Genomic DNA, 23,008 nt, shown 5'->3' with positions numbered 1-23,008 from the left:
GCAATGACCGATGTTGCCTGGCTAATTCCGCTCCTGCCATTTGTCGCGTTTGCGATTAATGGCCTCTTTGGACGCACTTACCTAAAGAAACGCACCGGTCTCATAGCCAACGCGGGTGTGCTGGGGGCACTTGTCGTAACCGTGGCCCTCTTCATCACGCACTTGGACCATGCGGAACCGGCGACGGTTTCACTGTGGACGTGGGCCGTTTCCGGCGACTTTGCGTTGGACATCGCATTGCGCGTGGACGCCCTGACGCTCGTCATGCTCTTGGTGGTCACGAGCGTGTCGTTCATGGTTCACGTCTACTCGATTGGCTACATGGCCAGCGACCCCGGTTATTGGCGGTTCTTCACCTATCTGCCGCTATTCGTCTTTGCAATGATCATGCTCGTGATGGCGACAAACTTGCTCGTCCTGTTCGTTTTCTGGGAAGCCGTCGGCTTGTGCTCCTACTTGCTCATTGGCTTTTGGTTCGAACGACAGTCGGCTTCCGCGGCAGCCATCAAGGCCTTCCTAACGAACCGCATTGGCGATGTGGGCTTCCTGATCGGTCTCATTTTGGCATGGCATGTCTTTGGGACGCTGGACTATGACGAGATCTTCGCGCAAGCTCCGGCGATTGCGGCTGCGATGCCGGGCATGCTCACCCTCATATGTCTCTTGCTCTTCGTGGGCGCCATGGGCAAGTCGGCGCAATTTCCGCTGCACGTCTGGCTGCCCGACGCGATGGAAGGTCCGACACCGGTGAGCGCCTTGATCCACGCCGCCACAATGGTGACGGCAGGCGTCTATATGGTAGCCCGCTTCAATCCACTCTACGTGCTGACACCGAACGCAATGATGGTGGTAGCGCTTGTCGGCGCATTCACTGCACTCTTTGCGGCTACGATCGGCTTGGCCCAGAACGACATCAAACGAGTCCTTGCGTTTTCTACGGTTAGCCAGCTCGGACTCATGTTCATGGCTCTCGGCGTGGGGGCCTTCACCGCGGCGATTTTCCACCTGGCTACGCACGCCTTCTTCAAGGGTCTCCTCTTCCTTGGCTCAGGCTCCGTGATTCACGGTACCAATGAGGAACAGGACATGCAGCGTATGGGCGGCCTCTTTGGAAAGATGCCCGTCACTGGAACCACGTACATTATTGGCGGCCTGGCACTGTCCGGTATCATCCCGCTGGCGGGCTTCTGGAGTAAGGACGAATTGCTGGGAGCCACGCTACTTTCCGGTCAACTTGGCTATCTTCTCTTCTTCTTGGGGGCCTCGGCCTCATTCCTGACAGCCGTATACACGTTCCGTATGATCTTCCTTACCTTCTTTGGCAAGACCCGCATGGAGACGGAGCGTCATTCGCATGTTCACGAATCGCCCCGGGTGATGACGATTCCGCTCATCATCCTGGCAGTGGGCGCAATAGGAGCCGGTATTGTTGGCATTCCGCCGGAGCACGGGCTAATTCACAACTACCTCCACGACACGTTCTTGTCGGCTGAGCTTGCCGGATTGGTTCACAAGCCGTCAACGGCGTTTGTGGTTGCGTTGATGGGCGTATCTACACTCATAGCGGTGTTTGGAATCCTCATCGCCTACAGCATCCACATACGTAGATCTCCGTCGCCGGAGGCTGTCGCCGGCGCGACCCCGTTCATTCATGCCCTCCTGGTCAATAAGTACTACCTGGACGACTTCTACGACACGGTCCTGGCGGGCGGAACGAAGGGCGTAGGCTGGCTCTTCGCCTGGTTCGACTTGAACGTCGTGGACGGACTGGTAAATCTCATTGGCTTGATAGTCAACGGCGTTGGCGGCGGCCTCCGCCGCATGCAGACCGGCCGCTTGGAAAACTATGCCTTTAGCGTTGTCCTCGGTACTGCGCTTGTGCTCGCTTTCTACATCATAATGGTGCGCTGAGGAAATCCCTGTGGAGTCATTCCCCATTCTCTCCCTCATTCTCTGGTTGCCGCTCATTGCAGCCGTAATCGTGCTGTTCCTTTCCGATCGCCGCGCGATGTTTGCGGTGTCCCTAGCGGGGGCCCTGCTTTCGCTCGTGCTGAGCGTTTTGGTATGGGCGAGCTTTGCGCCAGGCGCAGGCATGCAATTCCGCGAGACGTTCGATTGGCTGCCTGCCCTTGGCATTCAGTATGCGCTTGGCGTAGACGGCATAAGCCTTCTGATGGTGCTCCTGAATACATTCCTGTTCTTCCTCTGCATCGTCTATGCATGGGCATCGGTTCACGATCGCGTGAAAGAATACCTCTTTACCATGCTCCTCTTGGAAGTGGGCATAACGGGAGTATTTCTGGCGCTGGACTTCGTGCTCTTCTATGTCTTCTGGGAAATCATGCTTATTCCCATGTACGTGCTGATTGGCGTGTGGGGCGGAGAACGCCGGGTCTATGCGACGGTTAAGTTCGTGCTATACACGCTCTTTGGCAGTCTGCTCATGTTGGTTGCTATTCTGGCGCTCTATTTCGTGCACGGTAATACGACAGGCGTATACACGTTCGACATTCTTGAACTCACGCAAGGCACCTATGGTGAACGCTTCCAACTTTGGGCGTTCCTGGCCTTCTTCCTCGCGTTTGCCATCAAGGTACCCATGGTGCCGTTCCACACATGGTTGCCGGATGCCCACGTGGAGGCGCCGACTACCGGCAGCGTCATTCTGGCCGGTATCCTGCTCAAGATGGGTGGCTACGGCTTCATTCGCTTTAGCCTGCCCCTTTTCCCCAGCGCAAGCCAGACAGCACAGACAGCCATCCTCGTGCTCTCCGTCATCGCGATTCTCTATGGCGCATTGGTCGCATTGATGCAGACGGACCTGAAAAAGCTCATTGCCTACTCCTCAGTCAGCCACATGGGTTTTGTGACGCTGGGCATTTTCTCCTTTACGCAGCAGGGCCTCGACGGGGCCATTATGCAGATGTTTAGCCACGGATTGGTGACGGGAGCGCTCTTCCTCTGTGTGGGGCAACTCTACGAGCGCACGCACGACCGGCTCATTGCCAACCTTGGCGGGCTTGCCCATCGGTGGCCGGTCTATGCCGTGCTCTTTCTCTTCTTCTCGCTCGCCTCAATCGGCTTACCGGGACTATCGGGGTTTGTCGGCGAGTTCATGGTGCTGCTCGGGGCCTTCGTGACCGGCACGCGCATCTTCGGTGTGCTGGCCGTGCTTGGCATCATTCTTTCCGCGGCTTACATGCTTTGGATGTATTGGCGGGTGATGCTGGGTTCATTGCAGGAAGCGCATCGCAAGCTGGAGGATCTTACACGACTTGAGACTGCGGTACTCGTCGCTCTTGCGTTGGTAATTGTGTGGGCAGGCGTGCAACCCCAGGGATTCATCGAGCTCTTCACTGCCGACACGAGCGGGATTGTAGAAGCAATTGCAGCATCCGGAGTTACGAGCGCTCTGACAAGATAGCTCCTATTGGCCCGGTCTATCCGGGGCACGAGTGAGGACATAGCTAGTGCAAATAGAAGACCTCATCAGCATCCTGCCCGAAATCATCATCACGGTGGTTGCCGCTTGCGTACTCATGGTGGACGCGTTCGGCGGCCGGCGGACTCATCGCGGCTTGTTGGGTTTGGTTGTGGTTGGGAGTGTAGTCGCGATCCTCGTCACAGTCTTCGTGCGCGCTGACGGTGCAACTGCGTTTAGTGGTACCGTGCTGACAGATGGCTACGCGGTCTTCTTCAAAGTGCTCTTTCTCGCCATTGCCGCTCTCAGCATCGTGCTGGCTTATGCGCAGTCGAAGGACGTTCCGTTTGCAGAGCTTGCGGCGCTCATTCTGTTTGCGACAGTCGGCATGCTTCTGCTGGGCGCAACGGGAGATCTGATCACGCTGTATCTCGGCATTGAGCTCACGTCTATTCCTGTCTACGTACTCGTTGCCATCAAGCGCGATCGTTTCCGCGCGACGGAAGGCGCACTCAAGTATTTCCTGCTCGGCGCATTTGCCTCCGGAGTTATGCTTTATGGTATTGCCTGGCTCTTTGGCCTGACGGGCACAACGAATCTGGCGAATATGGCATTGTACGTGCAGAGCCAAGGTGCGGACAATCCCTGGTTCATGCTAGGACTCGGCCTCCTGCTTGCCGGCTTAGCGTTCAAAGTTGCTGCCGTTCCGTTCCACATGTGGACGCCTGACGCCTACCAAGGGGCGCCCACCCCGTCCACGGCATTCCTGGCGGCCGGCGCCAAAATGGGCGCTATGGCGGGCCTTTTGCGGGTAGTCGTGCACGGACTCGGGCCCTGGCAGGACATGGTAGTGCCCATCGTGATCGCGCTAGCCGTCGCAAGTATGATCGTCGGCAACTTTGTGGCAATCTGGCAGCGCGACGTGAAGCGCTTGCTCGCGTACTCGTCGATTGCGCACACAGGATATATGCTTGTCGCCATCGCGGTAGTGCATGCACAGTCTGAAGCAGGCGGACTCATGCGAGACGCCGTGGCGGCGATTCTGTTCTACGCCGCGGTGTATGCCTTGATGACGCTTGGTGCATTTGCCGTCACTTTTGCTGTGGAACGGCGCACCGGCGGCACGGATATGGAGAACTTCCAAAACCTCGGTCGTTCTTCGCCTTTGCTAGCTGCTGCTATGGTGGTGTTCATGATCTCGCTTACCGGCATCCCACCGGCCGCGGGATTCTTTGGCAAGCTGTACTTGCTGCAAGTAGCCGTTAACGGCGGCTTGATTTGGGTGGCTGTCGTTCTTGTGCTGACAAGCACGGTCTCGGCATACTACTACCTGCGCGTTGTCGTTAACATGTACATGGTTGATGGGCAACCCCGCTTGCTTCCCGTTCCATCTTCCACTGCAATTGGCGCAGTGGTTGCCGTGGGCATTATCGGTACGCTCGTGCTCGGCATCTATCCCGCCGGAGCCATCGAGTGGGCGCAAGCCGCCTTTGAAGAGGTCGGCAAGCTGGCACTGTCGCGCTAGACGACGAGCCTCCTCACTCCCAGATGCCTCTGGTCTGGCCCACCACCGTTTGAGCCTCTTGGCACGTGGCAGCAGCGCATCGTCTGGTATCATAGAAGACACACGAGCCCCCATAGCTCAGTGGATAGAGCACTGGCCTCCGGAGCCAGGAGCGGGCGTTCGAGTCGCCCTGGGGGTACCAAGACATCAATCTAGAGTGCCAGGTACATGCCCGCATTTTCTCTTGACCTAGAAGGCTGACTACCTTCCAGTACCGAGGCGAAACTCGCCTTCTATGCGTGAAAGCGGGGTGCATCGTGAATGCCGCCGATCCAGGGCAAATCATCATCCTGAACGGCGCGCCGCGATCGGGCAAGTCGAGCATCGTCAAGGTGGTCCTGGACACATTCGATGGAGTGTGGATCAACCTTGGCGTAGATTGCTTCAAGCAGCAAACATCCCAGCGCTACAGTCCGGGCATTGGTCTTCGTCCCGGTGGAGAACTGTCAACAACGATCGAACCTCTCGTTCCGGTGCTGTATGCGGCCATGTACGAGTCTATCGCTGCCCACAGCCGGCTGGGCGTAAACGTCGTTGTGGACGTCGGCCATCACGACGCTTATGCGGAGCCACGCGGCATCCTCTTTGCCAGCGCCCGGCGTCTAAGCGGCTTGCCCGTCTTGTTTGTGGGAGTTCGTTGTCCTGTTGACGTGATCGTGGAGCGACGACAAAAGACGTGGGACCCAAGTCGGGGACTGGACGAGCACATTCAACGCTGGCAGCGTGAAGTCCACATTCCGGGTATCTATGACATTGAAGTCGATACTTCACGATGTTCTCCTCAGGAGTGTGCAGGTAAGATTCGACAGTTCCTTGAAGAGCGTCCACGACTCTCGGCATTGGCTCAACTTGCCGAGATGCAACCCGACAACGGCAATCCAGTGTGTGAAGCAGCGAAGTAATCGTCAGGTCAGTGGGCCCCTCCCAAGCTTCACCTTCGCTTCTCCTCCCTAGACGTTCTGTGATAGGAAATGAGCCAGAAACAGAAGAACATCGTCTCACTCCACGAAATCAGCAAGTCCTATTTCGACCAAGGCGAGCAGCGCGTTGTATTGAATAACGTGAGTTTGGAAGTCAGCGGCGGCGAATTCGTCGCCGTCCTGGGAAGCAGCGGCAGCGGCAAGACAACCCTTCTGCACCTCATCGGCGGGATTGATACACCCGATAGCGGTTCCATCACCATTGAAGGAAACGAGCTCACCGCTCTCAGCGATACCGCCCGCACGCGCTTTCGCCGGCGCCACGTTGGCATGGTATTCCAGCTCTTCAATCTGATCCCCACCCTCACCGTATGGGAGAACGTGCTCCTGCCGGCCGAGCTTGAAGGCGCAGTCGACGCCAAGCTCAAAGGCCAGGCAGGGGCATTGCTTGAGCGCGTGGGTCTCGCCGACCGCAAGAATACATTCCCGGACCGTTTGAGCGGCGGCGAGCAGCAACGCGTTGCCATTGTGCGCGCGCTGGCGCACCAGCCGCTCGTCGTGCTTGCCGATGAGCCAACTGGCAATCTCGACGCTGAGAACAGTGCGCGAGTGCTTTCACTCTTGCTCCAACTGACCCAAGAAGCCGGACGCACATTGCTGATGGCCACCCACGACCATGAGATTGCGCGTCAGGCCTCCCGTGTCTGCCGGCTTCACGCCGGTGCGCTCACTCTTCATTCCACCGTGACTTCCGCATTCTAAACCATGAATCTTGCGATGGTCTGCCGTCTCGCCTATCGAGCGATGGAGCGGCGCGTGCTGCAGAGTGCGTTGTTTGTCTTTAGTATTGTGGCCGGCGTCGCGTTGGTGGTGGGCGTTGACGTCGCCGCCGAGTCGTCGCGACGCGCGTTCTCGCTGAGCGTTGCCAGCCTCCAGGGCAGCGCAACCCACGAAATCGTGGGAGGTCCCAGCGGAGTTCCTTCCGCGCTCTATCGCGACTTGCGAGTCGATCTTGGCATACGCACTGCTGCGCCGGTTGTGCAGGGCACTGTTCGCGTGGGCGAGAATGACGCCGCGCTCACGCTGCTGGGCATCGATCCTTTCGCAGAATCTCATTTTCGTCAGTTCCTCGTCGGCGCGTCCACGTCGGACGCTGATAGCGTCGAGAGTCTGGCACTGCTTCGACTCTTGACCGAGGCAAACACCGTACTGGTCTCACAATCCGTAGCTGCACGGCTTGACATTGAACCTGGAGATCAGCTCGAGATCCACACGGCGCAGGGGTGGCGGAGTGTCACCCTTGTGGGCACCATTCGACCTTGGAATGCACTGAGCGAGCAGGCGCTCTCCCATTTAATTGTATCTGACATTGCCACTGCGCAAGACATCGTAGGCAGTCCGGGAGCGCTAACCCGTATCGATCTGATGCTCACCGACCCTCAAACGCTCTCCCGCATTCAAGATTCGTTGCCACCGGGAACTGTCGTGAGGACAGTAGCAAGCAACCGGAACAACCTAGAGCAGCTAAGCGGCAGTTTCACACTCAATCTACAGGCGCTCAGTCTGCTCGCACTCGTCGTCGGCATGTTTCTTGTCTATAACATTATGTCATTCAGCGTTGTACAGCGGCGCGTGCAAATCGGTATGCTGCGCGCGATTGGCGCCACGCGCCGACAGATCTTCGCCACCGTCCTCATCGAGGCGCTCGTCTTCGGCATGCTTGGCACGGTGCTCGGTCTGGCTGTTGGCTATCTGCTGGGTGGACTCTTAGTTGGAGCGGTTGCCCGCACCATCACCGACGTCTACTATCGAGTTGAGGTCCAGGTACTGACGCTCTCCTCGTTCACGGTCGCCAAAGGCGTGATAACGGGGCTAGTTGCGAGCCTGGGCGCGGCACTACTCCCCGCCCTAAATGCCACTCGCATCTCGGCCGCGAGCGCTCTCCGCAGCATCGACGCCGAGCAGGCGACGCGCTATCGCGTTGATATTGCCGCGGCTACCGGTCTTGTCGTATTGGCTGCCGGCTTCATTCTGACCAAGTTGCAGACGCAGAGTCTGTATTTTGGCTTTGGCGCGCTCTTCTTGGTCCTCATGGGCAGCATTCTCTTCACGCCGGCGGCTCTCTTCGTGTGCATGCGCGCTGTGCAGCCCTTATCAGGCCGTCTCTTCGGCACACTTGGGGCTATGGCGCCGCGATCCATCAACCGATCGCTGAGCCGGACCGGTGTTGCGGTGGCGGCATTGGCGTTGGCAGTGAGCGTGATCGTCGGCGTAAGTGTGATGATTACGAGTTTCAGAGGGACGGTAACGACCTGGCTCGACGGCGCATTGACCGCCGATGTCTTCATTTCCGCGCCAACGAGCGGCTTGCTCGAAACAATAAATCTCGATCCAGGGCTGGCGGAGCAACTCCAACGTGTGCCTGGCGTAGCCAGAGTCCTAACGGCGCGCGACGTACCGGTGCTCGCGCCGGACTACCCTGAGCTGCCGCCGGTGAATCTTGTCGCGGTAAGTGAGGACTTGGCCGACCGTTCGCGCCGGTATCTGTGGCTTACAATGCCAAGGGAAGAAGTCTGGGATGCCATGGAAGATGGGGCCATTGTCGTTACGGAGTCGTTCGCCTACCGCCGCGGCATTACACCTGAGAAGAGCACGCTCACGCTCCTCACCGACGCCGGTCCCCAAAGCTTCCCTGTAGTTGGCGTGTACCAGCACTATGGATCCGATCAAGGGATTGTGCTCATGGCAGCGTCCGTCTATCGCAAACTCTATGCCGACCCGTGGGTGTCAACCTTCGCGCTTTTTCTGACGCCCAATGCAGGCAGCGAGAACGTTGAGGAGAGCGTTCGCCTAGTGGTTGCTGAACAAGGTCTGACCGTTCAGAGCACGCGCGAGTTGCGGACTCAAGTCTTCGCGATCTTCGACCGTGCATTCAGCATCACTGCCGCCTTGCGCAGCCTGGCTGCTGTTGTTGCCTTCATCGGCATTCTGAGCGCCCTCATGGCCCTGCAAATGGACCAGAAGCGCACATTCGGCACAATGCGAGCCCTCGGCCTCACGGGGGGACAACTATGGAGGCTTACTCTGCTGGAAACAGGGTTGATGGGACTCGCTGCGGGTCTCTTTGCGCTTCCAATCGGCTTGCTGCTGGCAAAGATGCTCATCGACGTTATAAATGTGCGCGCGTTTGGTTGGACATTTGCATATCTTGTTCCGGCGGGTTCTCTGCTGCAAGCGGTATTCATTGCCATGACAGCGGCTTTGCTGGCGGGAGCATACCCGGCATGGCGCGTTGCCCGTCTCGCTCCGGCAGAGGCAATTCGCAATGATTAGACTTTATGTCAAGAACAAATTGGTTTGGTTTTTCCTTCTAACGGCTGTGCTCGCGCTGCTCGCAATCGTCATAGCGCGAGTTTCAACCAGGCCGGTAGACCCCATTGGCGCAGAGACCGTTTTGCTCCCGCCTAGTCTTGATGCCGACGGCTTCGCGCGTGCCGTGGGACCGTGGCAGTGGGACTTCCCCCGGGACCACGGGCCACATCCGACGTTCCAGACGGAATGGTGGTACTACACGGGAAATCTGACAACCGCCGAAGGTCGACGATTCGGGTACCAATTCACCATTTTCCGCCGAGCCCTGACCCCCACCCTGCGAGACTCGCGCTCTGAATGGAATACGAACCAGGTCTTCATGGCGCACTTTACGGTTAGTGATGTAGTAGACGGCACGTTTTACCAGGAAGAGCGGCTTAGCCGCGGGGCGATCGGCCTTGCCGGCGCAGAGTCACTACCGCGCTTCCACGTTTGGCTGGACGATTGGACGTTGACTGCCGCAGATGATTCTGCAGCGCAAATGACCATCCAAGCCAAGGCGAACGGCTTTGCTATCGACCTGCTGCTCACACCTGCAAAGTCGCCCGCCCTGCATGGCGACAATGGCCTGAGCCAAAAGGGGCCCGAGCCCGGTAATGCAAGCTACTACTATTCCCTGACGCGCATCGAAACGACCGGCACGGTGGCAATAGGCAACGAGGAGTTCGCGGTTAGCGGCATGAGCTGGATGGACCGCGAGTTTGGCACCAGCGCACTGAGCGAGGGGTCCGTAGGCTGGGACTGGTTTGCCGTGCACCTTAACGACGGCCGCGATATCATGGTGGGCCAAATTCGGCGGCAAGACGGCAGTGTTGAGCCCTTATTTGGCGGCTTGCTGGTCATGCCGAACGGGCAGACACGTTACTTGCCATCGGAAGCGTTCACCATCAGGCCGATCGGCAGTTGGCGGAGCAGTCGCAGTGGCGCAACGTATCCTGCTGGATGGGAAATTACGATAGACTTCGATAACAGGCCGTTGCAGCTCTTGCTGGAACCGCTACTCGCAGATCAGGAGGTCTTGAGCAGCGTGACGTACTGGGAAGGCGCCGTGCGCGTAAGCGGAGACGCTGAGGGCTACGGCTATGCAGAACTCACAGGGTATGCTCAGCCCTTGCGAGGCCTATTCTAGACCTCTCGCAATTCCGTGCGATCAAAGTTCAGCCCTCCGGGGTTTGCTCACTTTCCTCGGCATCAGGCATTGCCTGAGCGGTGCGTGCTTGGTGTTCCCGCATTCGGTCGCAAAGCTCTTGCTCAAAACCAACAGTGCCGGGCTCATAGTAGTGTTGGCCCTCTAAAGGCGTAGGCAGGTACACTTCCGCTACCCAATTCTCATCGTATGAGTGGGGGTACCTGTAGTCTTTACCCTGGCCAAAGGCAGCCATCAGCCCTGTTGGCGCATTGCGCAAATGGAGCGGCACGCTGAGGTTTCCTGTCTCCTGAACAGCCTCCCGCGCCGCAGCATACGCCCGCAACGCTGAATTGCTCTTGGGCGCCGTGGCGAGATAGAGCGTAGCCTGAGTGAGTGGGTAGATCCCTTCCGGCATTCCGATGAAGTGGACGGCTTGCTGAGCAGCCACAGCGACGCTGAGCGCATTGGGATCGGCGAGCCCAATGTCTTCCGATGCCAGGATCACTATCCGCCGCGCGACGAAAAGCGGTTCTTCACCACCCTCTAGCATGCGTGCGAGCCAGTAGACGGCTGCATGGGGATCGCTGCCGCGAACGCTCTTGATGTACGCTGAAATGAGATCGTAGTGAAAGTCCCCCTTCTTGTCATGGGGGAGCACCCGCCGCTGCAACGCGCTCGCAATGTCGCCTTCAGTAATAGTAAGCTGGCCGCCGTCGTCCGCCTTGGCAAGCGTAACGGCGAGTTCGAGGGTATCCAGAGCCACGCGGGCGTCGCCATTCGCCATGCGCACAAGATATGCGAGGGCTTCCGGTTGCGCAGCCGCTTGCTGCTTGCCAAGTCCACGGGTCGTGTCCTCTAAGCTCCGAGTCAACAGCGTCATTATCTCACCATCGGTGAGAGGCTCCAGTTTATAGACCCGTGCGCGCGAGAGGAGGGGAGCGTTGACCTCGAATGATGGGTTTTCCGTCGTCGCTCCAATCAGCGTAACCGTGCCGTCCTCTACGAAGGGCAGGATGGCATCCTGCTGGCTCTTGGAAAAGCGGTGAATCTCATCGATAAAGAGGATCGTGCGCTGGCCGGTGAGTTCAAGCCGCGCTTGGGCCTCCTCCACCACTTTGCGCAAGTCGGCGACTCCGGCGCTCACCGCACTGATGCCGGAGATCTTGGCCTTGGCGGTACGGCCGATGATAGCTGCCAAAGAGGTCTTGCCTGATCCCGGCGGCCCCCAAAGAATCATCGATGGGATACGGTCCACCGTGATCGCCTGCCTGAGCACGCCCTTCTCACCGAGGAGGTGAGCCTGCCCCACGTACTCGTCTAACGTCAACGGACGCATGCGCGTGGCCAGGGGCACGGTAGCAGAGCTTGAGCTTGTTCGAGGAGATGCCGTTTCTTTGCCGGTGTTCGCTTCCGCAAAGAGCGACGGGTGAAGATTCTCCTGGGGCGACCGTCGTTTCATTGCTCTTTGCGCCTTCCTCCACGACTCGCTTTTGTGCACAGGGTGGCGTTAGCGGTTAGATGGGAGTAAGGGACCGTTGGTTGGCCTAGCGAACAAATCGCTTCAAGACCGTGCGAAGCGCGTTTTCCTTTTCGGAAGGGATGTACAGCTTCTGCTTTAGGGGGCGCTCTCCCTTCCCTTCAAGGAGGACGGTGCCGTTCTCAAATTCGTAGCGGCGATAGTTTTCCCACTTGTGGGCCTGACCGTTGCTAAGCGAATACCCCTCGGTCGTAAAGATGTAGGCTATGGGCACGATAGCGGCAATTATGACTGCCAACATGATCATCAACTCAGTGCCCGGCAGCATGAATGAGAACTGAATCCCCGAAACGGGTATCTGGTTTACGAAGAGAAGCAAGAGAAGGGGGATTAGCGTGGGGCGAAAAACTAGCACTTTTTCGCGAATGCCAAGACGGATTTTCCCCAAGGGTTTTCCCGGTCGTTTTGGGGCAAATGGCAGGTAGATGCGCAGATATAGCAGCGCCAATAAGAAGCTGGCGAGAGACGTGCCAATAATCTGAGAGAGTGTGGTGCCTTGATCAAACATAATCTAATTGAAGAATTGCGCACCCTGTAATGGGTATCCCGCATGCAGTTGGGGTCTGGGCGGCAAGTCCACATTCCGCCGTGGGGAGAAGCACATCAGTCATCGCAGCACAATAGTCAGAGCTACCAAAATCACCACCATGCCCAAAGAGAGCAAGCCGATCCGCGCCAAGTCTCCTCGAATGTGATCAAGTTCCTGAACGGGCAGGTCGACAATTTGTGATCGCTTGCGGCGAGTAGGCCAAGCCGAACTCGCAGCAGCAGTGGATCCCGGCGATTGCGCGGAATCCAGCGCAACGTCATTCGCTTCAGATGGTCCCATAGAGGACTCTGCGGCCACAGCGGCGGCAGCTTCACTGCCCCTCGCTGCCAGTCCGTCCCCGTCTTGCGGGGGCCGAATGGCGTTTGGCGAACGCGGCTCCCTTGTTGCACTCCGGGAGCGTGCCGGTTTCCGCCGCTGGCTGTTAGATCTTCGTCGCTTTCGCGCCATATTCTCAGGGCTCTCTCTGCAATTAACCGATCTTCATCGACTACTCATGGTCTGCAGGATCTCAGGTATCAAACAAACCGTACGAGCGCGATACCCCGATCCGCATCGCCTCTCAAGCATCCGAGCAGCGACCGCCCACGATCTGAATGAAGCTGGCTGCCCTGCGGAACCAATCCCAATTATACAGGGTCTCAATGGTTTCGGCATGGGATGGGCCCAGAGAATTTACCATATCCGGGCGGATGCCTACCCACCTAGACTGTGGAACGCCGTGCGGTAGTACTGCAGAATTGTAATTGGATCCGAAGAGGCCTGGATTTCCGCACAGAGCCAGCCCTGGTAACCGTCCTCCTGCAAGAGCCCAAAGAGCTCACCGTACGGATAGTCGCTGTAGAGTCGATTGATATGGACGTGCCGTATTTCATCCCGGACGAGAGCATAGCTCTGCGCAATTGAGCCCGATTCCACGTCCTGCGGGTTTGAATTCCAACACAGGGACACGCCAGGGTGGCCTGCGCTATCCATTATGTGACGGATGTTTTTCGGTTCAGCGGTGTCGCGGCCGTGCATTTCCAGCCAGACTTCAACATTCACGTCCTGGGCCGCAGCGCCGACCTCATTGAGCGATTTGCCAATCTGCTCCAGCGTCTGCTCTCTAGGTACTCCGGCCGCCAACTGCAAGCCGTTTGGACGCACCTTTATCCCGGCTGCCCCCAGGTCATGGGCAAGCTGCGCGAATTCCTTGGCGGTCTCGATATTCTCGCGTACTGTCTCCTTATCGACGTCATGAAACTCACACGTGGTTCCCAGTCCGATAATGGTGACTGGTGAATCTGCGAACTGTGACTTAATTTCGCGGCGTTCTTGCACTGAGAGGGTGGGTTCAACGCCGTGGGCATGGGTTGTGCGGAGTTCTACTCCATAGATTTCAACCTCTTCGCAATTTGCAAGCATCGTGGGAATGTCCCAGTCTGCTGCAATGTTGTAGGTCACAATTCCAAGCCGCATAACGCTCTAGCTCCTCAAGACGTGGCGCAATTACCCTGTGCACTCATGCTAGCAGAATTCTTGGTGAAAGACAGTCACTGCCAGAGTTCGCGACGTGTTCAATCTGATTATGGGAATACACCTGGATTGCTTTTGCCATCTCATTACCCTTGGTGCATGACAATCGGTAAGACTTACTTCATGCATACCGCCAGTACTCGTTCGACATGAATCCCTCACTTCAAGTTGGGCGCGAGCCAGATTTCAGAGCTTGCAAATGCTTGAAAACGCTGCAAACGCATTGCAACTTGGAGTGGGCGGGTCGTACTTTCGCACGCTACAATAACACTTGGGCAGAGTGTTTAGCCGAGAACCTGTGAAGCAGTCCGAGGTGTGGCCGTGAAAATTGGGATAAATGCCCTGAAGCTCTACACTTCGCAGGACTATCGCAATGCCGGCATTAGTCACTACATTCGCCAGTTGACCACGCACCTGCTTGATCACGACGGCAAGAATGACTACACCCTCTTTACGAACAATCTCATGCCACAATGGCAGGAGCAAACGCGATATGCCCCCAGAATTGTCACGAGTTGGCTTCCTACCGCTCGGCCGGTGCCGCGGATCCTATGGGAACAAACGCTATTGGCTTGGCACACAACGCGTGGTAAACTAGACTTATTACACTGTCCGCTGAACGTAATCCCAATGGCGGCAGCCTGTCCCACCGTATTGACTATCCACGATCTTGCTTTCTTACGCTATCCCCGGCTCTTTCCTCGGTTCAAACAACGCTATCTGCAGCTGTTCACTCGTATGTCTGCGCGCAATGCGAATGCCGTTATGACGGTCTCTGCAAGCACCCGGGATGATGTGGTGGAGATGCTTGGAGTGCCGAGAGACCGGGTGCATGTGGTGTATCATGCCGCGGACGCCGACTTCTGTTTGCGCTCACAGGATGAGTGCAATACTTTCCGTGCATCAAGAGGGCTAACGTCACGGTATATCCTCTATGTAGGGACATTGGAGCCCCGCAAGAACGTTGACGTGTTGATCCGAGCGTTCGGGAAAGTTCTACGCGAAGAGGGGCTACAACATAAGCTGGTGTTGATAGGTGGAAAAGGCTGGATGACGCAGGCGATTCAGCAAGCGATAGAGGACGCCGGTGTCGGTGATCGTGTGCTCATGCCGGGGTACGTGGCACGGGAGGAATTGCCCCTTTGGTATAGTAGTGCTGATCTCTTTGTCTATCCTTCAACATACGAAGGATTTGGCTATCCCGCGTTGGAAGCGATGGCGTCAGGTACGCCAGTGATAGTTTCAAACACTTCGTCACTGCCTGAGGTCGTAGGTGATGCCGGCGAACTAGTGCCGCCCCGGGACGTAAGCCAACTCGCCGCTGCCATGGCTGGCATTCTTGCTGATAGCGAATTAGCAGGCAAATTGCGATCGCGCGGCCTCGAGCAAGCTACCAAATTCAACTGGGTAGACTCGGTGCATACGTGCTTGGACATTTACCAGTCTCTCGGCTCTCTCGCGCCACCTGGGAGGTCATGATGATTGCCTCAATGGTTTCGCCGCCAAAAGTCAAGCGCAGAAAGCACGTTACCGGAAAGGTGCTCCTTGGATTGCTTGACCTGGCTCTTGCCGCTCTCGCCTTCTACGCCTCCTGGTGGCTACGCTACGAGTTGGAGGTAGGACCGGATCTGAACGAATTTCAATACTTGCCGATTGAATTCTATCTGCCTGTCTTTGGTAGCTACCTAGCCCTCATATTTGTCGCCTTTCAGGTTACGCGTGTCTACCGGCTGCGGCGTTCAACCGGCCTGCTGGGTGAATTAGGGCGGATCATCCTGGGCTCTGCACTGGCCGTCTTTTTCCTCATAGTGATATTTTCCATGTATCAACCCACGGTTTACTCACGGCTTGTCTTTACGTACGTCGGGTTGAGCACCCCGTTGATTATAGGCGTCAGCCGCCTGCTGCTGCGCATAGGGGTCGATATGCTGAGACGTCGCGGCCGCCTGCTCGAGCAGTTAGTCGTCGTTGGCGGAGGCATGCATGGCAAGATGATCATGCAACAAGTGGTTACGCAGCCCAATTTGGGCTACCGGCTCGTTGGTTTCTTGGACGACGGCCACCACTCTCGGGGGGCGCACTTTGGCCGCATCAAGGTATTGGGGCCGGTTGATCGTCTGGCAGACGCGGTGCAGGCCCATGGGGTGGAACGTGTGATTATTGCGTTGCCGGCCACCGAGCATCGACGTATCGCAGACTTAATCGATCAGTGCAAGGTTCAAGGTGTTGGCTTTCACCTCATACCGGACCTCTTTGAGATCCAACTCAACACGGTAGACATAGACTCAATAGGAGGCATCCCCATCATCGGCCTGAAAGATGGTGGGATCGCTGGTTGGGACCTCTTCTTGAAGCGCCTGCTTGATATCGTCGTCTCCACTGCCGTGCTCGTCCTGGGTAGCCCCGTATTCTTCATCATTGCGCTCGCCATAAAACTGGAGTCGTCAGGCCCGGTGATTTACGCGGCAGACCGCGTTGGTCAAGAAGGCAAGCCCTTTAGAATGTACAAGTTTCGCTCGATGCGCGAGGACGCGGACAAGCTGCTCGCTTCACTCGCCGGCCACAATCAGGCCGACGGTCCGCTCTTCAAGATGGCAAATGATCCCCGGCGCACGCGAATAGGCGCTTGGCTGCGCAAACTCTCGCTGGATGAGCTGCCGCAATTCTGGAACATATTGCGAGGCGACATGAGCCTGGTCGGCCCACGTGCTCCGCTAGCCGATGAGGTGGACCAATACGAGGAATGGCAGAAAAAGCGGCTCAGTGTCAGACCCGGTCTTACGGGGCTGTGGCAGGTGAATGGAAGAAGCAACGTCCCTTTCGAAGAGATGGTGATGATGGATATCTACTACATAGAAAACTGGACGATTGGACTGGACATCAATCTGGCAATTCGCACAGTTCCAGCGGTCCTGCGTCGTGACGGCGCCTATTGACTGTCTCTTGCGGCGACGAACGGTTCTGCCAGCACTCCGCAATGGCATACGGTGCCAACGACGTTGGCGCAACATATCCTCTGCAACGTCGAGCACAAAATGCACTTCTCATTGAAGAGGAATTGATGGGTTGGTTGTGTGCAGACCTGTACAGTTGGTTCATTTCAGCAGGCAAGTTGACGTCCTACAATCGCTTTCGTTCAAGCATTGTGCCAAGACTCGATGGGTCCATAAAGAAAAGCTCTTGCTATCAGTTGCCGGCAGCCATTGGCCGCCGCCACTTTAGCCACTAAGCACAGCCCGATTACTCTCTCAGCAGCGAAGAATGCCTCCTACTACAATGCGAATTGCCATTATCCATGACTATCTCAACCAAATGGGGGGAGCTGAAAACGTACTGCTCACGCTTCACGAGATCTTTCCTGAGGCGCCCATTTACACGTCACTCTATCGTCCCGAAGCCATGCCGGCAGCGTTCCGCTCACTCGATATTCGTACGACCTTCTTGCAGAGACTAGGACCACTTACCCGCTATCCCCGTCATCAGAAGCTGCTACCGCTCTATCCGGTCGCCTTTGAGCAACTGGACCTCCGCGAGTACGACATAGTCATCAGTAACAGCAGTGCTTGGTGCAAGGGCGTCATTACTCGTGAAGACACCCGGCACATTTGTTACTGCCTCTCTCCCATGAGGTTTGCCTGGAACACACACGAATACCTCGCCGGAGAGCGATTTGGCTGGTTTGCGCGCAGGATCCTTCCAATGACGCTCACCTGGATTCGCGCCTGGGACGTGGCTGCGAGCGCGCGCGTAGACGACTTTATCGCAATTTCCCGCGTGGTTGCTGCCAGGGTCCAGAAACTCTACAGGCGCGAGTCTACAATTCTCTTTCCTCCCGTCGATACAACGCTCTTTACTCCTTCCGATCAGATTGACGACTACTTTCTGGTGGTTTCACGCTTGGTGCCATACAAAAGGGTGGACCTTGCAGTAAGGGCCTTCAATCGCCTTGGACTACCACTACGAATCATTGGCGATGGACGTGACCGCGGTCGCTTAGAAGCAATGGCACAAGCTAACGTCCAATTCCTTGGCTATGTAGATGATGCGGAGCGAATGCGCCACCTCTCCCGGTGCCGAGCGCTGATCTTCCCCGGCGAAGAGGACTTCGGTCTCGTACCAGTTGAAACCCAAGCTTCCGGTCGTCCGGTCATCGCCTACGCTGCCGGAGGAGCGCTCGACACGGTAATTGAAGGCGAAACAGGTCTTTTCTTTCACACGCAAGAGGTGGGCGCTCTCTGCGATGCCGTGGAGCGTTTCGCGACTATGGATTTCATCGTGGAGCGAATTACCGCTCATGCCACGACCTTCGACAAAAGCGTTTTCAAGGAGAGAATTGAGGCGCTTGTTGAGAGTACACCAGGGCGCCCACATCTTCCTCACGACCCTGGCACTCAGTCTTCGCTGACGTAGCCAAGGAATCTGCTATGATGGGGTGGTATCCAGCAATCACCAACACACCATATGAGCATCCAATCCTATCTCAGAATTCTCGGGGCCAGAAAGAAGCTCATTTTCGCCGTTACGCTCGTGGCCTTCCTCGGCAGTGTGCTCTTAGCCCTGCTCTGGCCAAACGCATATGAGTCTACGGTTCGGGTGCATGTCCAGCCAGTGCCACCACCAGCAGAACAAGGGGCTGGCTTCTATTACTCGCAAGAGTACTATCGTCAGATTATTGCCCAGTACAACATTGAAGACTTTTCTGAGATTGTCCGCGGACGCGCGTTTGCCACAAGCATTTCTGAAGTCGTTGCTGAAAGGTACGGGCTGCAGCTTGCCCCAAAGGTGATCGAAGAATCGCTCACCAGCGATCACAGTCATCGAATTCTGGAGATCACCCTTGTAAGTGGTGAGGCAAGGGTTGCCCAAGCTCTCGCAGATGCCGCCCAGACTGTATTTGAAACAAAATCAGGAGAGTATTCTCCTAGCGTGCAGCAAGGACTTGTGAGAGTAAAGATTGTCGATCCCGCCAGCGATCCGGAGGCAACCTCACTGCTGCGTCTCGGTCTTGATGTTTTCGCTCGCACACTGGTTGCGATTCTCCTCATTACCGGAATCGCATTTGTCTTAGAGGTGGTTGCGAGTGTGTGTCGTTCGCGGGAAGACATTGAGGAAGTGCTTCGCGTTCCGATACTCACAACTATCCCGCCGATCGCCGGGCAGGAAGTGGCGCCTGCGGAGAATTCAGATGGAGAGTCGGTCGAAAACAAGGCACGCTGAATGCTTGAGTTCGCATCGCTACGGCTACAGGACTATACTGGCGTCATTCGACGCCGGTTCTGGATCGTGCTCGTTCTTGCTCTGGTCGCCGTTTTATTCGCCTATCTTTACAGCAGCCGTCAACAGCCGGTGTACCAAGCGGGGGTGAGTGTCTTAGTAACACCAAATGTCATTGACTACTGGACGATTCAAGCCGTAGAGCGGTTGCTCAACACGTATGTAGAGCGTGTGCGCACTTGGGAGGTGGCACAAAGCGTGGTCGATCGCAAAGAACTAGATGACTCGCCTGGCAATGTGCTTGGTGGCCTGCGCATGGTAGTCGTCCCAGCCAGCTACAAGGTGTTCATTCAGGCGGAGAGTTCCTCTGCGCAACAAGCGGTTCATGTCGCAAATGGCTTTGCTGAGGAGCTTGAGCAACTAGCTCAGTCGGAGCAAAGCAGCGGCCCAGGCGGTGACATCTTCTTGCGGGCAAAAGTCCTTGACAGAGCGAGTAGCGCGGCCCAGATAAGCCCGCGTCTGAGATTCAATGTGGCGGTTGCCCTTGTCCTTGGTGCAATTGCCGGCATTGTATTGGCACTGGCGGCTGAATTTCTCGACGCGCGCGTCCGTTTGCGGCAGGAGGCCCAGCAACTGCTCGGTGCGCCCACTCTTGTCTGCATCCCACCTGTATCCGGGTCCGATGCTGAGAGTTAGCAAGCTGCGTAGACGCTTCACCGGCATTTGACTAAATGAGGCAATGATTACAATGGCATTACCCTCAGTGCAACTCCCGACAATTCACCAGGCGAATAGTCCTGCTTCCGAGGCGTTTCGCGCCCTCCGCACGACGATACGTTTTCAAGCAGACGAGCATGCTCAGAAGACACTTTTAGTGACGAGCGCCGGGCCGCAGGAAGGCAAGAGTCTGGTGGCAGCAAACCTCGCGTCATCTTTGGCGCAATTGGGTCTCCGAGTTGTGCTCATCGATGCGAATTTGCGCACGCCCGCCTTGCACACCGCTTTTGGCGTATCTCAAGAACCGGGGCTCGCAGACTACCTTAGTGGCATGGAGAACGCAGCGTACCACCAAGACTGCGGGACAGAAGGGCTGAATTTGCTGCCAGCAGGCGCAGTTCCAGATAATGCCCCTGAACTGCTCGCTTCACAACGCATGGCGGAATTCATTGCGGACCTTGCACGACAGTGCGACCACGTTATTCTAGACACGCCACCGCTTCTCATGGCGGCCGACGCCGCCGCACTGGCTCGTTGCGTTGACGGTGTGCTCCTCGTTGTGCGCGCCAATCAAACGCGGCGCGACCAGGTGCAAAGGGCCAAGACCATGCTGACACAGATCGATGCACACGTCCTGGGTGTAGTGTTTAACGATGACCCCAATGCCAAGAATTCGCTTGTCGGGTAGCTGGCGGCATCGCGCTTTCAGCCTGCTACTTGCGCTTTGGCTGTGCCACATCGGCATTACGCCGGCACTAGCAAGCGTAAACGCTGACCAAAGTGCCACCACTGATCCGCCAAATCAGGCGTTCTTTAGTGAGGTGTCCGGATACGGTGAAGGGTTCGGGTATGTCATTCAGGATGTTCCCGACGGCCCAGAATTCTTCACCCTGTTTCAAGCCCTTGGCGGCGCAGACTCTCTCGGCTATCCCGTGGCCTCTCACTTCACAGACACAACTACGGGAGACATGTATCTGGTTCTGCAACGTGCGGTATTGGTTTGGCATAGCGCTACCGGCCAAACTTCGGTTGCCAACACCTTTGAACTCCTCGACAACGTCGGGCTCGAGTTATGGCTCTTCCACCGTGGCATTCCCCGGGCGATCAAGGACGACGGTGGATCCACATTTGAGGAGTCCCGGGCTATTCGGCTCTCCTGGCTGACCGATCAAGGGATCGCCGATCTCTTTCTGCAAAACCCGCTGGACCCGGGCAATCTTGAAGCCTCTATCGTGCTGTATGGCCTGCCAATGTCACGACCTGAAAAAATCGGCCCATTCGTCGTGCAGCGATTTCAAAGGGCGGCATTCCAACGCTGGGTTGAATCAGTGCCCGGCCAGCCGGTACCTGGCTCCGTGACACGGGTCTTTGCCGGAGACCTCTACAAAGATGCCAATCTCATTCCGATTGAAGCGTTTCGACCGGAGCCAAACCCATTCGATAGGCCGAGCGATGCCTTGCTGGCCCAAATACGTACCCTCCTCGCCGAACAACCGGCTACGGCGCATCTCGTGCCCTATTTGGAACACGTCATAGTCGGATATGCGCCTGATCTGCTGGACACTGCGGCGTTGCGCGTCGGAAACTGGGTCTTGATATACTTGCATCCCGCGCTAAAGGATGCACGTTATGAAGCAGTCGCAGCGGTGCTCGCCCACCTCGCTACCTATCTGGAAGCCCAAACACTCTCTTCAGTTCCCTTTGAACAATCCCGTGATACGTGTCGAGAACTGGTTTCGAACGGCCTGCGTGTTGAGGCAGCGCTTTGGCAGGCGCTCTGGGGCTCTGAGGGCACATATAATGCGAAGTCGTATGAAGAGATATTGAATGGTTACGTGGTGGAGTCTCAACGATCGGCAAGCTGGGCGGACTTTCTTGCAGAGATCCACTGCACGTAGGACATAACTGCGGATGTGGCGAACAGTAGGTCATGGTCGGGTGTTGCGTTTCCTGCAGCGCGCGATCGCCCAAAACTCTCTAGGTCATGCAATTCTGTTTGCCGGCCCACAGTCGGTCGGCAAGCGGACTCTCGCCATCGACCTGACTGCCGCCCTACTCTGCAACGTCCAGCCAAGCGATCCGTGCTGGGAGTGCGTTCAGTGCAAAGGGGTTCTGCGTCAAGAGCACGCCGACCTTCACATGGTGGAGTTGGAAGAAGGCCGCAAATCTATCCGTATGGAGCAAGTTGCGGAACTGCAGCGAGCGGTCGCATTGCGTCCCTTCCAAGCAGCGCAGCGCGTCTCCCTGATCCTCGATGCGCACCTTCTCCAACCTGAAGCAAGTCAGCGCCTGCTCAAGACGCTTGAGGAGCCACCCGCACACAACACCCTTATCCTCACTGCAACATCCACGCAACTCCTGCCACAGACCCTTCTGTCGCGTTGCCAGGTGTGGCGTCTCGCGGGACTCCCTCGTCGAGTTGTGCAGGCTGAATTAGAACAGCGCGGGGTGCCGGAGGAAGACGCCGCATTCCTTGCGGCGGCGAGCATGGGGCGTATGGGGTGGGCAATCCGTGCTAGCGCGCAGCCGGATTTACGTGAGCAAGAGAATCTCATCGTACAATCCCTTGTGCAGACCCTCCAAGCCGACCGGGCATCGAGAACAGAGATCGTGGACCAGCTCATTGATCAAGTATCAGACCTTGAACGCCTGTTCGACCTGTGGTGTGAGTGGTGGCGTTCATTCCTCCTGCTCCAAGTGGGAGACCCGGATGGCACCGCTACTGACAGCCAAGCTCTCGGCAATGTTGCCGACCTCAGCATCTCTTCCCAGGAAATTGTGAGCGCGATCAAGCGGATCGACGAAGCGCGCGAGTGGGTGAGAGCAAACGTAAACGCACGTCTCGCCCTAGAGACGCTCGTGCTGCACCTGCCAGAAGCGCTGTGAGATGCATTACTACGTTCAGCCGTGAGTGGTATACTTGGAACTTGGTAGTTACGTACACTCTTAAGGCTCGGACTGCAATTGCTTCACTGCAATAAGAGGGACGAAAAAGAGAGAGAATTGCCGTAGACTCAAAGTTATGCAGTGTGCAAGTAGTGTGAGACACGAGTGTTCCACCTTTGATTAGAC

General features: G+C 56.8%; 19 protein-coding genes and 1 tRNA gene. 16 read left to right on the top strand and 4 right to left on the bottom strand.

All coding sequences use genetic code 11. From position 1 onward, the window contains the following. Nucleotides 1-3 precede the first annotated feature (3 nt). From nuoL to OXE05_02790, 8 genes are all read left to right on the top strand, one after another. Nucleotides 4-1,911 carry an NADH-quinone oxidoreductase subunit L gene (gene nuoL, locus OXE05_02825; protein ID MCY4436251.1) on the top strand — a complete coding sequence of 636 codons (1,908 nt, stop codon included), beginning with the start codon at nucleotides 4-6 and terminating at the stop codon, nucleotides 1,909-1,911. Nucleotides 1,912-1,921: 10 nt separating this feature from the next. Continuing rightward, nucleotides 1,922-3,424, top strand: coding sequence for an NADH-quinone oxidoreductase subunit M (locus tag OXE05_02820; protein ID MCY4436250.1), 1,503 nt, complete (start codon nucleotides 1,922-1,924; stop codon nucleotides 3,422-3,424). Nucleotides 3,425-3,470: 46 nt separating this feature from the next. Continuing rightward, entirely contained in the window at nucleotides 3,471-4,946 is a 1,476-nt protein-coding gene (locus OXE05_02815) for an NADH-quinone oxidoreductase subunit N (GenBank protein ID MCY4436249.1), read from the top strand. A 106-nt stretch (nucleotides 4,947-5,052) separates the two neighbouring features. Continuing rightward, nucleotides 5,053-5,127: transfer RNA gene (locus OXE05_02810), tRNA-Arg, on the top strand. A gap of 97 nt (nucleotides 5,128-5,224) precedes the next feature. Continuing rightward, a complete protein-coding gene (locus tag OXE05_02805; GenBank protein MCY4436248.1) occupies nucleotides 5,225-5,887 on the top strand; it encodes a chloramphenicol phosphotransferase in 663 nt (220 codons plus the stop codon). 69 nt (nucleotides 5,888-5,956) lie between these two features. Continuing rightward, the gene (locus OXE05_02800) at nucleotides 5,957-6,667 is read left to right on the top strand and encodes an ABC transporter ATP-binding protein (protein ID MCY4436247.1); all 711 of its coding nucleotides are present in this window, start codon (nucleotides 5,957-5,959) and stop codon (nucleotides 6,665-6,667) included. A 3-nt stretch (nucleotides 6,668-6,670) separates the two neighbouring features. Continuing rightward, nucleotides 6,671-9,238 carry an FtsX-like permease family protein gene (locus OXE05_02795; protein MCY4436246.1) on the top strand — a complete coding sequence of 856 codons (2,568 nt, stop codon included), beginning with the start codon at nucleotides 6,671-6,673 and terminating at the stop codon, nucleotides 9,236-9,238. Next, on the top strand, nucleotides 9,231-10,406 hold the full coding sequence (locus OXE05_02790; protein MCY4436245.1) for a carotenoid 1,2-hydratase: 1,176 nt from the start codon (nucleotides 9,231-9,233) through the stop codon (nucleotides 10,404-10,406). Before OXE05_02795 ends, OXE05_02790 begins: the two co-directional genes overlap by 8 nt. Before the next feature lie 28 nt (nucleotides 10,407-10,434). Here the strand turns inward: OXE05_02790 and OXE05_02785 are convergent, their stop codons facing one another. The 4 genes from OXE05_02785 to OXE05_02770 form a co-directional block, all read right to left on the bottom strand. Beyond that, nucleotides 10,435-11,865 carry a replication-associated recombination protein A gene (locus OXE05_02785; GenBank protein ID MCY4436244.1) on the bottom strand — a complete coding sequence of 477 codons (1,431 nt, stop codon included), beginning with the start codon at nucleotides 11,863-11,865 and terminating at the stop codon, nucleotides 10,435-10,437. Between the two features lie 85 nt (nucleotides 11,866-11,950). Beyond that, nucleotides 11,951-12,451 carry a hypothetical protein gene (locus tag OXE05_02780; protein ID MCY4436243.1) on the bottom strand — a complete coding sequence of 167 codons (501 nt, stop codon included), beginning with the start codon at nucleotides 12,449-12,451 and terminating at the stop codon, nucleotides 11,951-11,953. Between the two features lie 99 nt (nucleotides 12,452-12,550). After that, a complete protein-coding gene (locus OXE05_02775) occupies nucleotides 12,551-12,772 on the bottom strand; it encodes a hypothetical protein (GenBank protein ID MCY4436242.1) in 222 nt (73 codons plus the stop codon). A 414-nt stretch (nucleotides 12,773-13,186) separates the two neighbouring features. Next, nucleotides 13,187-13,948: a TIM barrel protein gene (locus tag OXE05_02770; GenBank protein ID MCY4436241.1), complete on the bottom strand. Its 762-nt coding sequence runs from the start codon at nucleotides 13,946-13,948 to the stop codon at nucleotides 13,187-13,189. 372 nt (nucleotides 13,949-14,320) lie between these two features. On the opposite strand from OXE05_02770, the gene OXE05_02765 reads away from it, so the two are divergent. The 8 genes from OXE05_02765 (at nucleotide 14,321) to OXE05_02730 (ending at nucleotide 22,822) form a co-directional block, all read left to right on the top strand. After that, complete coding sequence (locus tag OXE05_02765; GenBank protein ID MCY4436240.1) at nucleotides 14,321-15,484, top strand: glycosyltransferase family 1 protein; 1,164 nt, start codon at nucleotides 14,321-14,323, stop codon at nucleotides 15,482-15,484. Beyond that, on the top strand, nucleotides 15,481-16,941 hold the full coding sequence (locus tag OXE05_02760; GenBank protein ID MCY4436239.1) for a sugar transferase: 1,461 nt from the start codon (nucleotides 15,481-15,483) through the stop codon (nucleotides 16,939-16,941). Before OXE05_02765 ends, OXE05_02760 begins: the two co-directional genes overlap by 4 nt. A 340-nt stretch (nucleotides 16,942-17,281) precedes the next feature. Beyond that, complete coding sequence (locus OXE05_02755; protein ID MCY4436238.1) at nucleotides 17,282-18,415, top strand: glycosyltransferase; 1,134 nt, start codon at nucleotides 17,282-17,284, stop codon at nucleotides 18,413-18,415. 51 nt (nucleotides 18,416-18,466) lie between these two features. Continuing rightward, nucleotides 18,467-19,222 carry a Wzz/FepE/Etk N-terminal domain-containing protein gene (locus OXE05_02750; GenBank protein MCY4436237.1) on the top strand — a complete coding sequence of 252 codons (756 nt, stop codon included), beginning with the start codon at nucleotides 18,467-18,469 and terminating at the stop codon, nucleotides 19,220-19,222. Continuing rightward, on the top strand, nucleotides 19,223-19,915 hold the full coding sequence (locus OXE05_02745) for a Wzz/FepE/Etk N-terminal domain-containing protein (GenBank protein MCY4436236.1): 693 nt from the start codon (nucleotides 19,223-19,225) through the stop codon (nucleotides 19,913-19,915). Between the two features lie 52 nt (nucleotides 19,916-19,967). Beyond that, entirely contained in the window at nucleotides 19,968-20,624 is a 657-nt protein-coding gene (locus OXE05_02740; protein ID MCY4436235.1) for a CpsD/CapB family tyrosine-protein kinase, read from the top strand. Beyond that, nucleotides 20,599-21,834 (top strand): hypothetical protein, encoded by a 1,236-nt coding sequence (locus OXE05_02735; GenBank protein ID MCY4436234.1) that lies wholly within the window; start codon nucleotides 20,599-20,601, stop codon nucleotides 21,832-21,834. Before OXE05_02740 ends, OXE05_02735 begins: the two co-directional genes overlap by 26 nt. Before the next feature lie 13 nt (nucleotides 21,835-21,847). After that, nucleotides 21,848-22,822: a hypothetical protein gene (locus tag OXE05_02730; GenBank protein MCY4436233.1), complete on the top strand. Its 975-nt coding sequence runs from the start codon at nucleotides 21,848-21,850 to the stop codon at nucleotides 22,820-22,822. Nucleotides 22,823-23,008: the final 186 nt, after the last annotated feature.

It is taken from the genome of Chloroflexota bacterium, assembly GCA_026710945.1.
Classification (GTDB): Bacteria; Chloroflexota; UBA11872; order VXOZ01; family VXOZ01; genus VXOZ01.
This window is presented reverse-complemented; position numbering and strand designations above follow the sequence as displayed.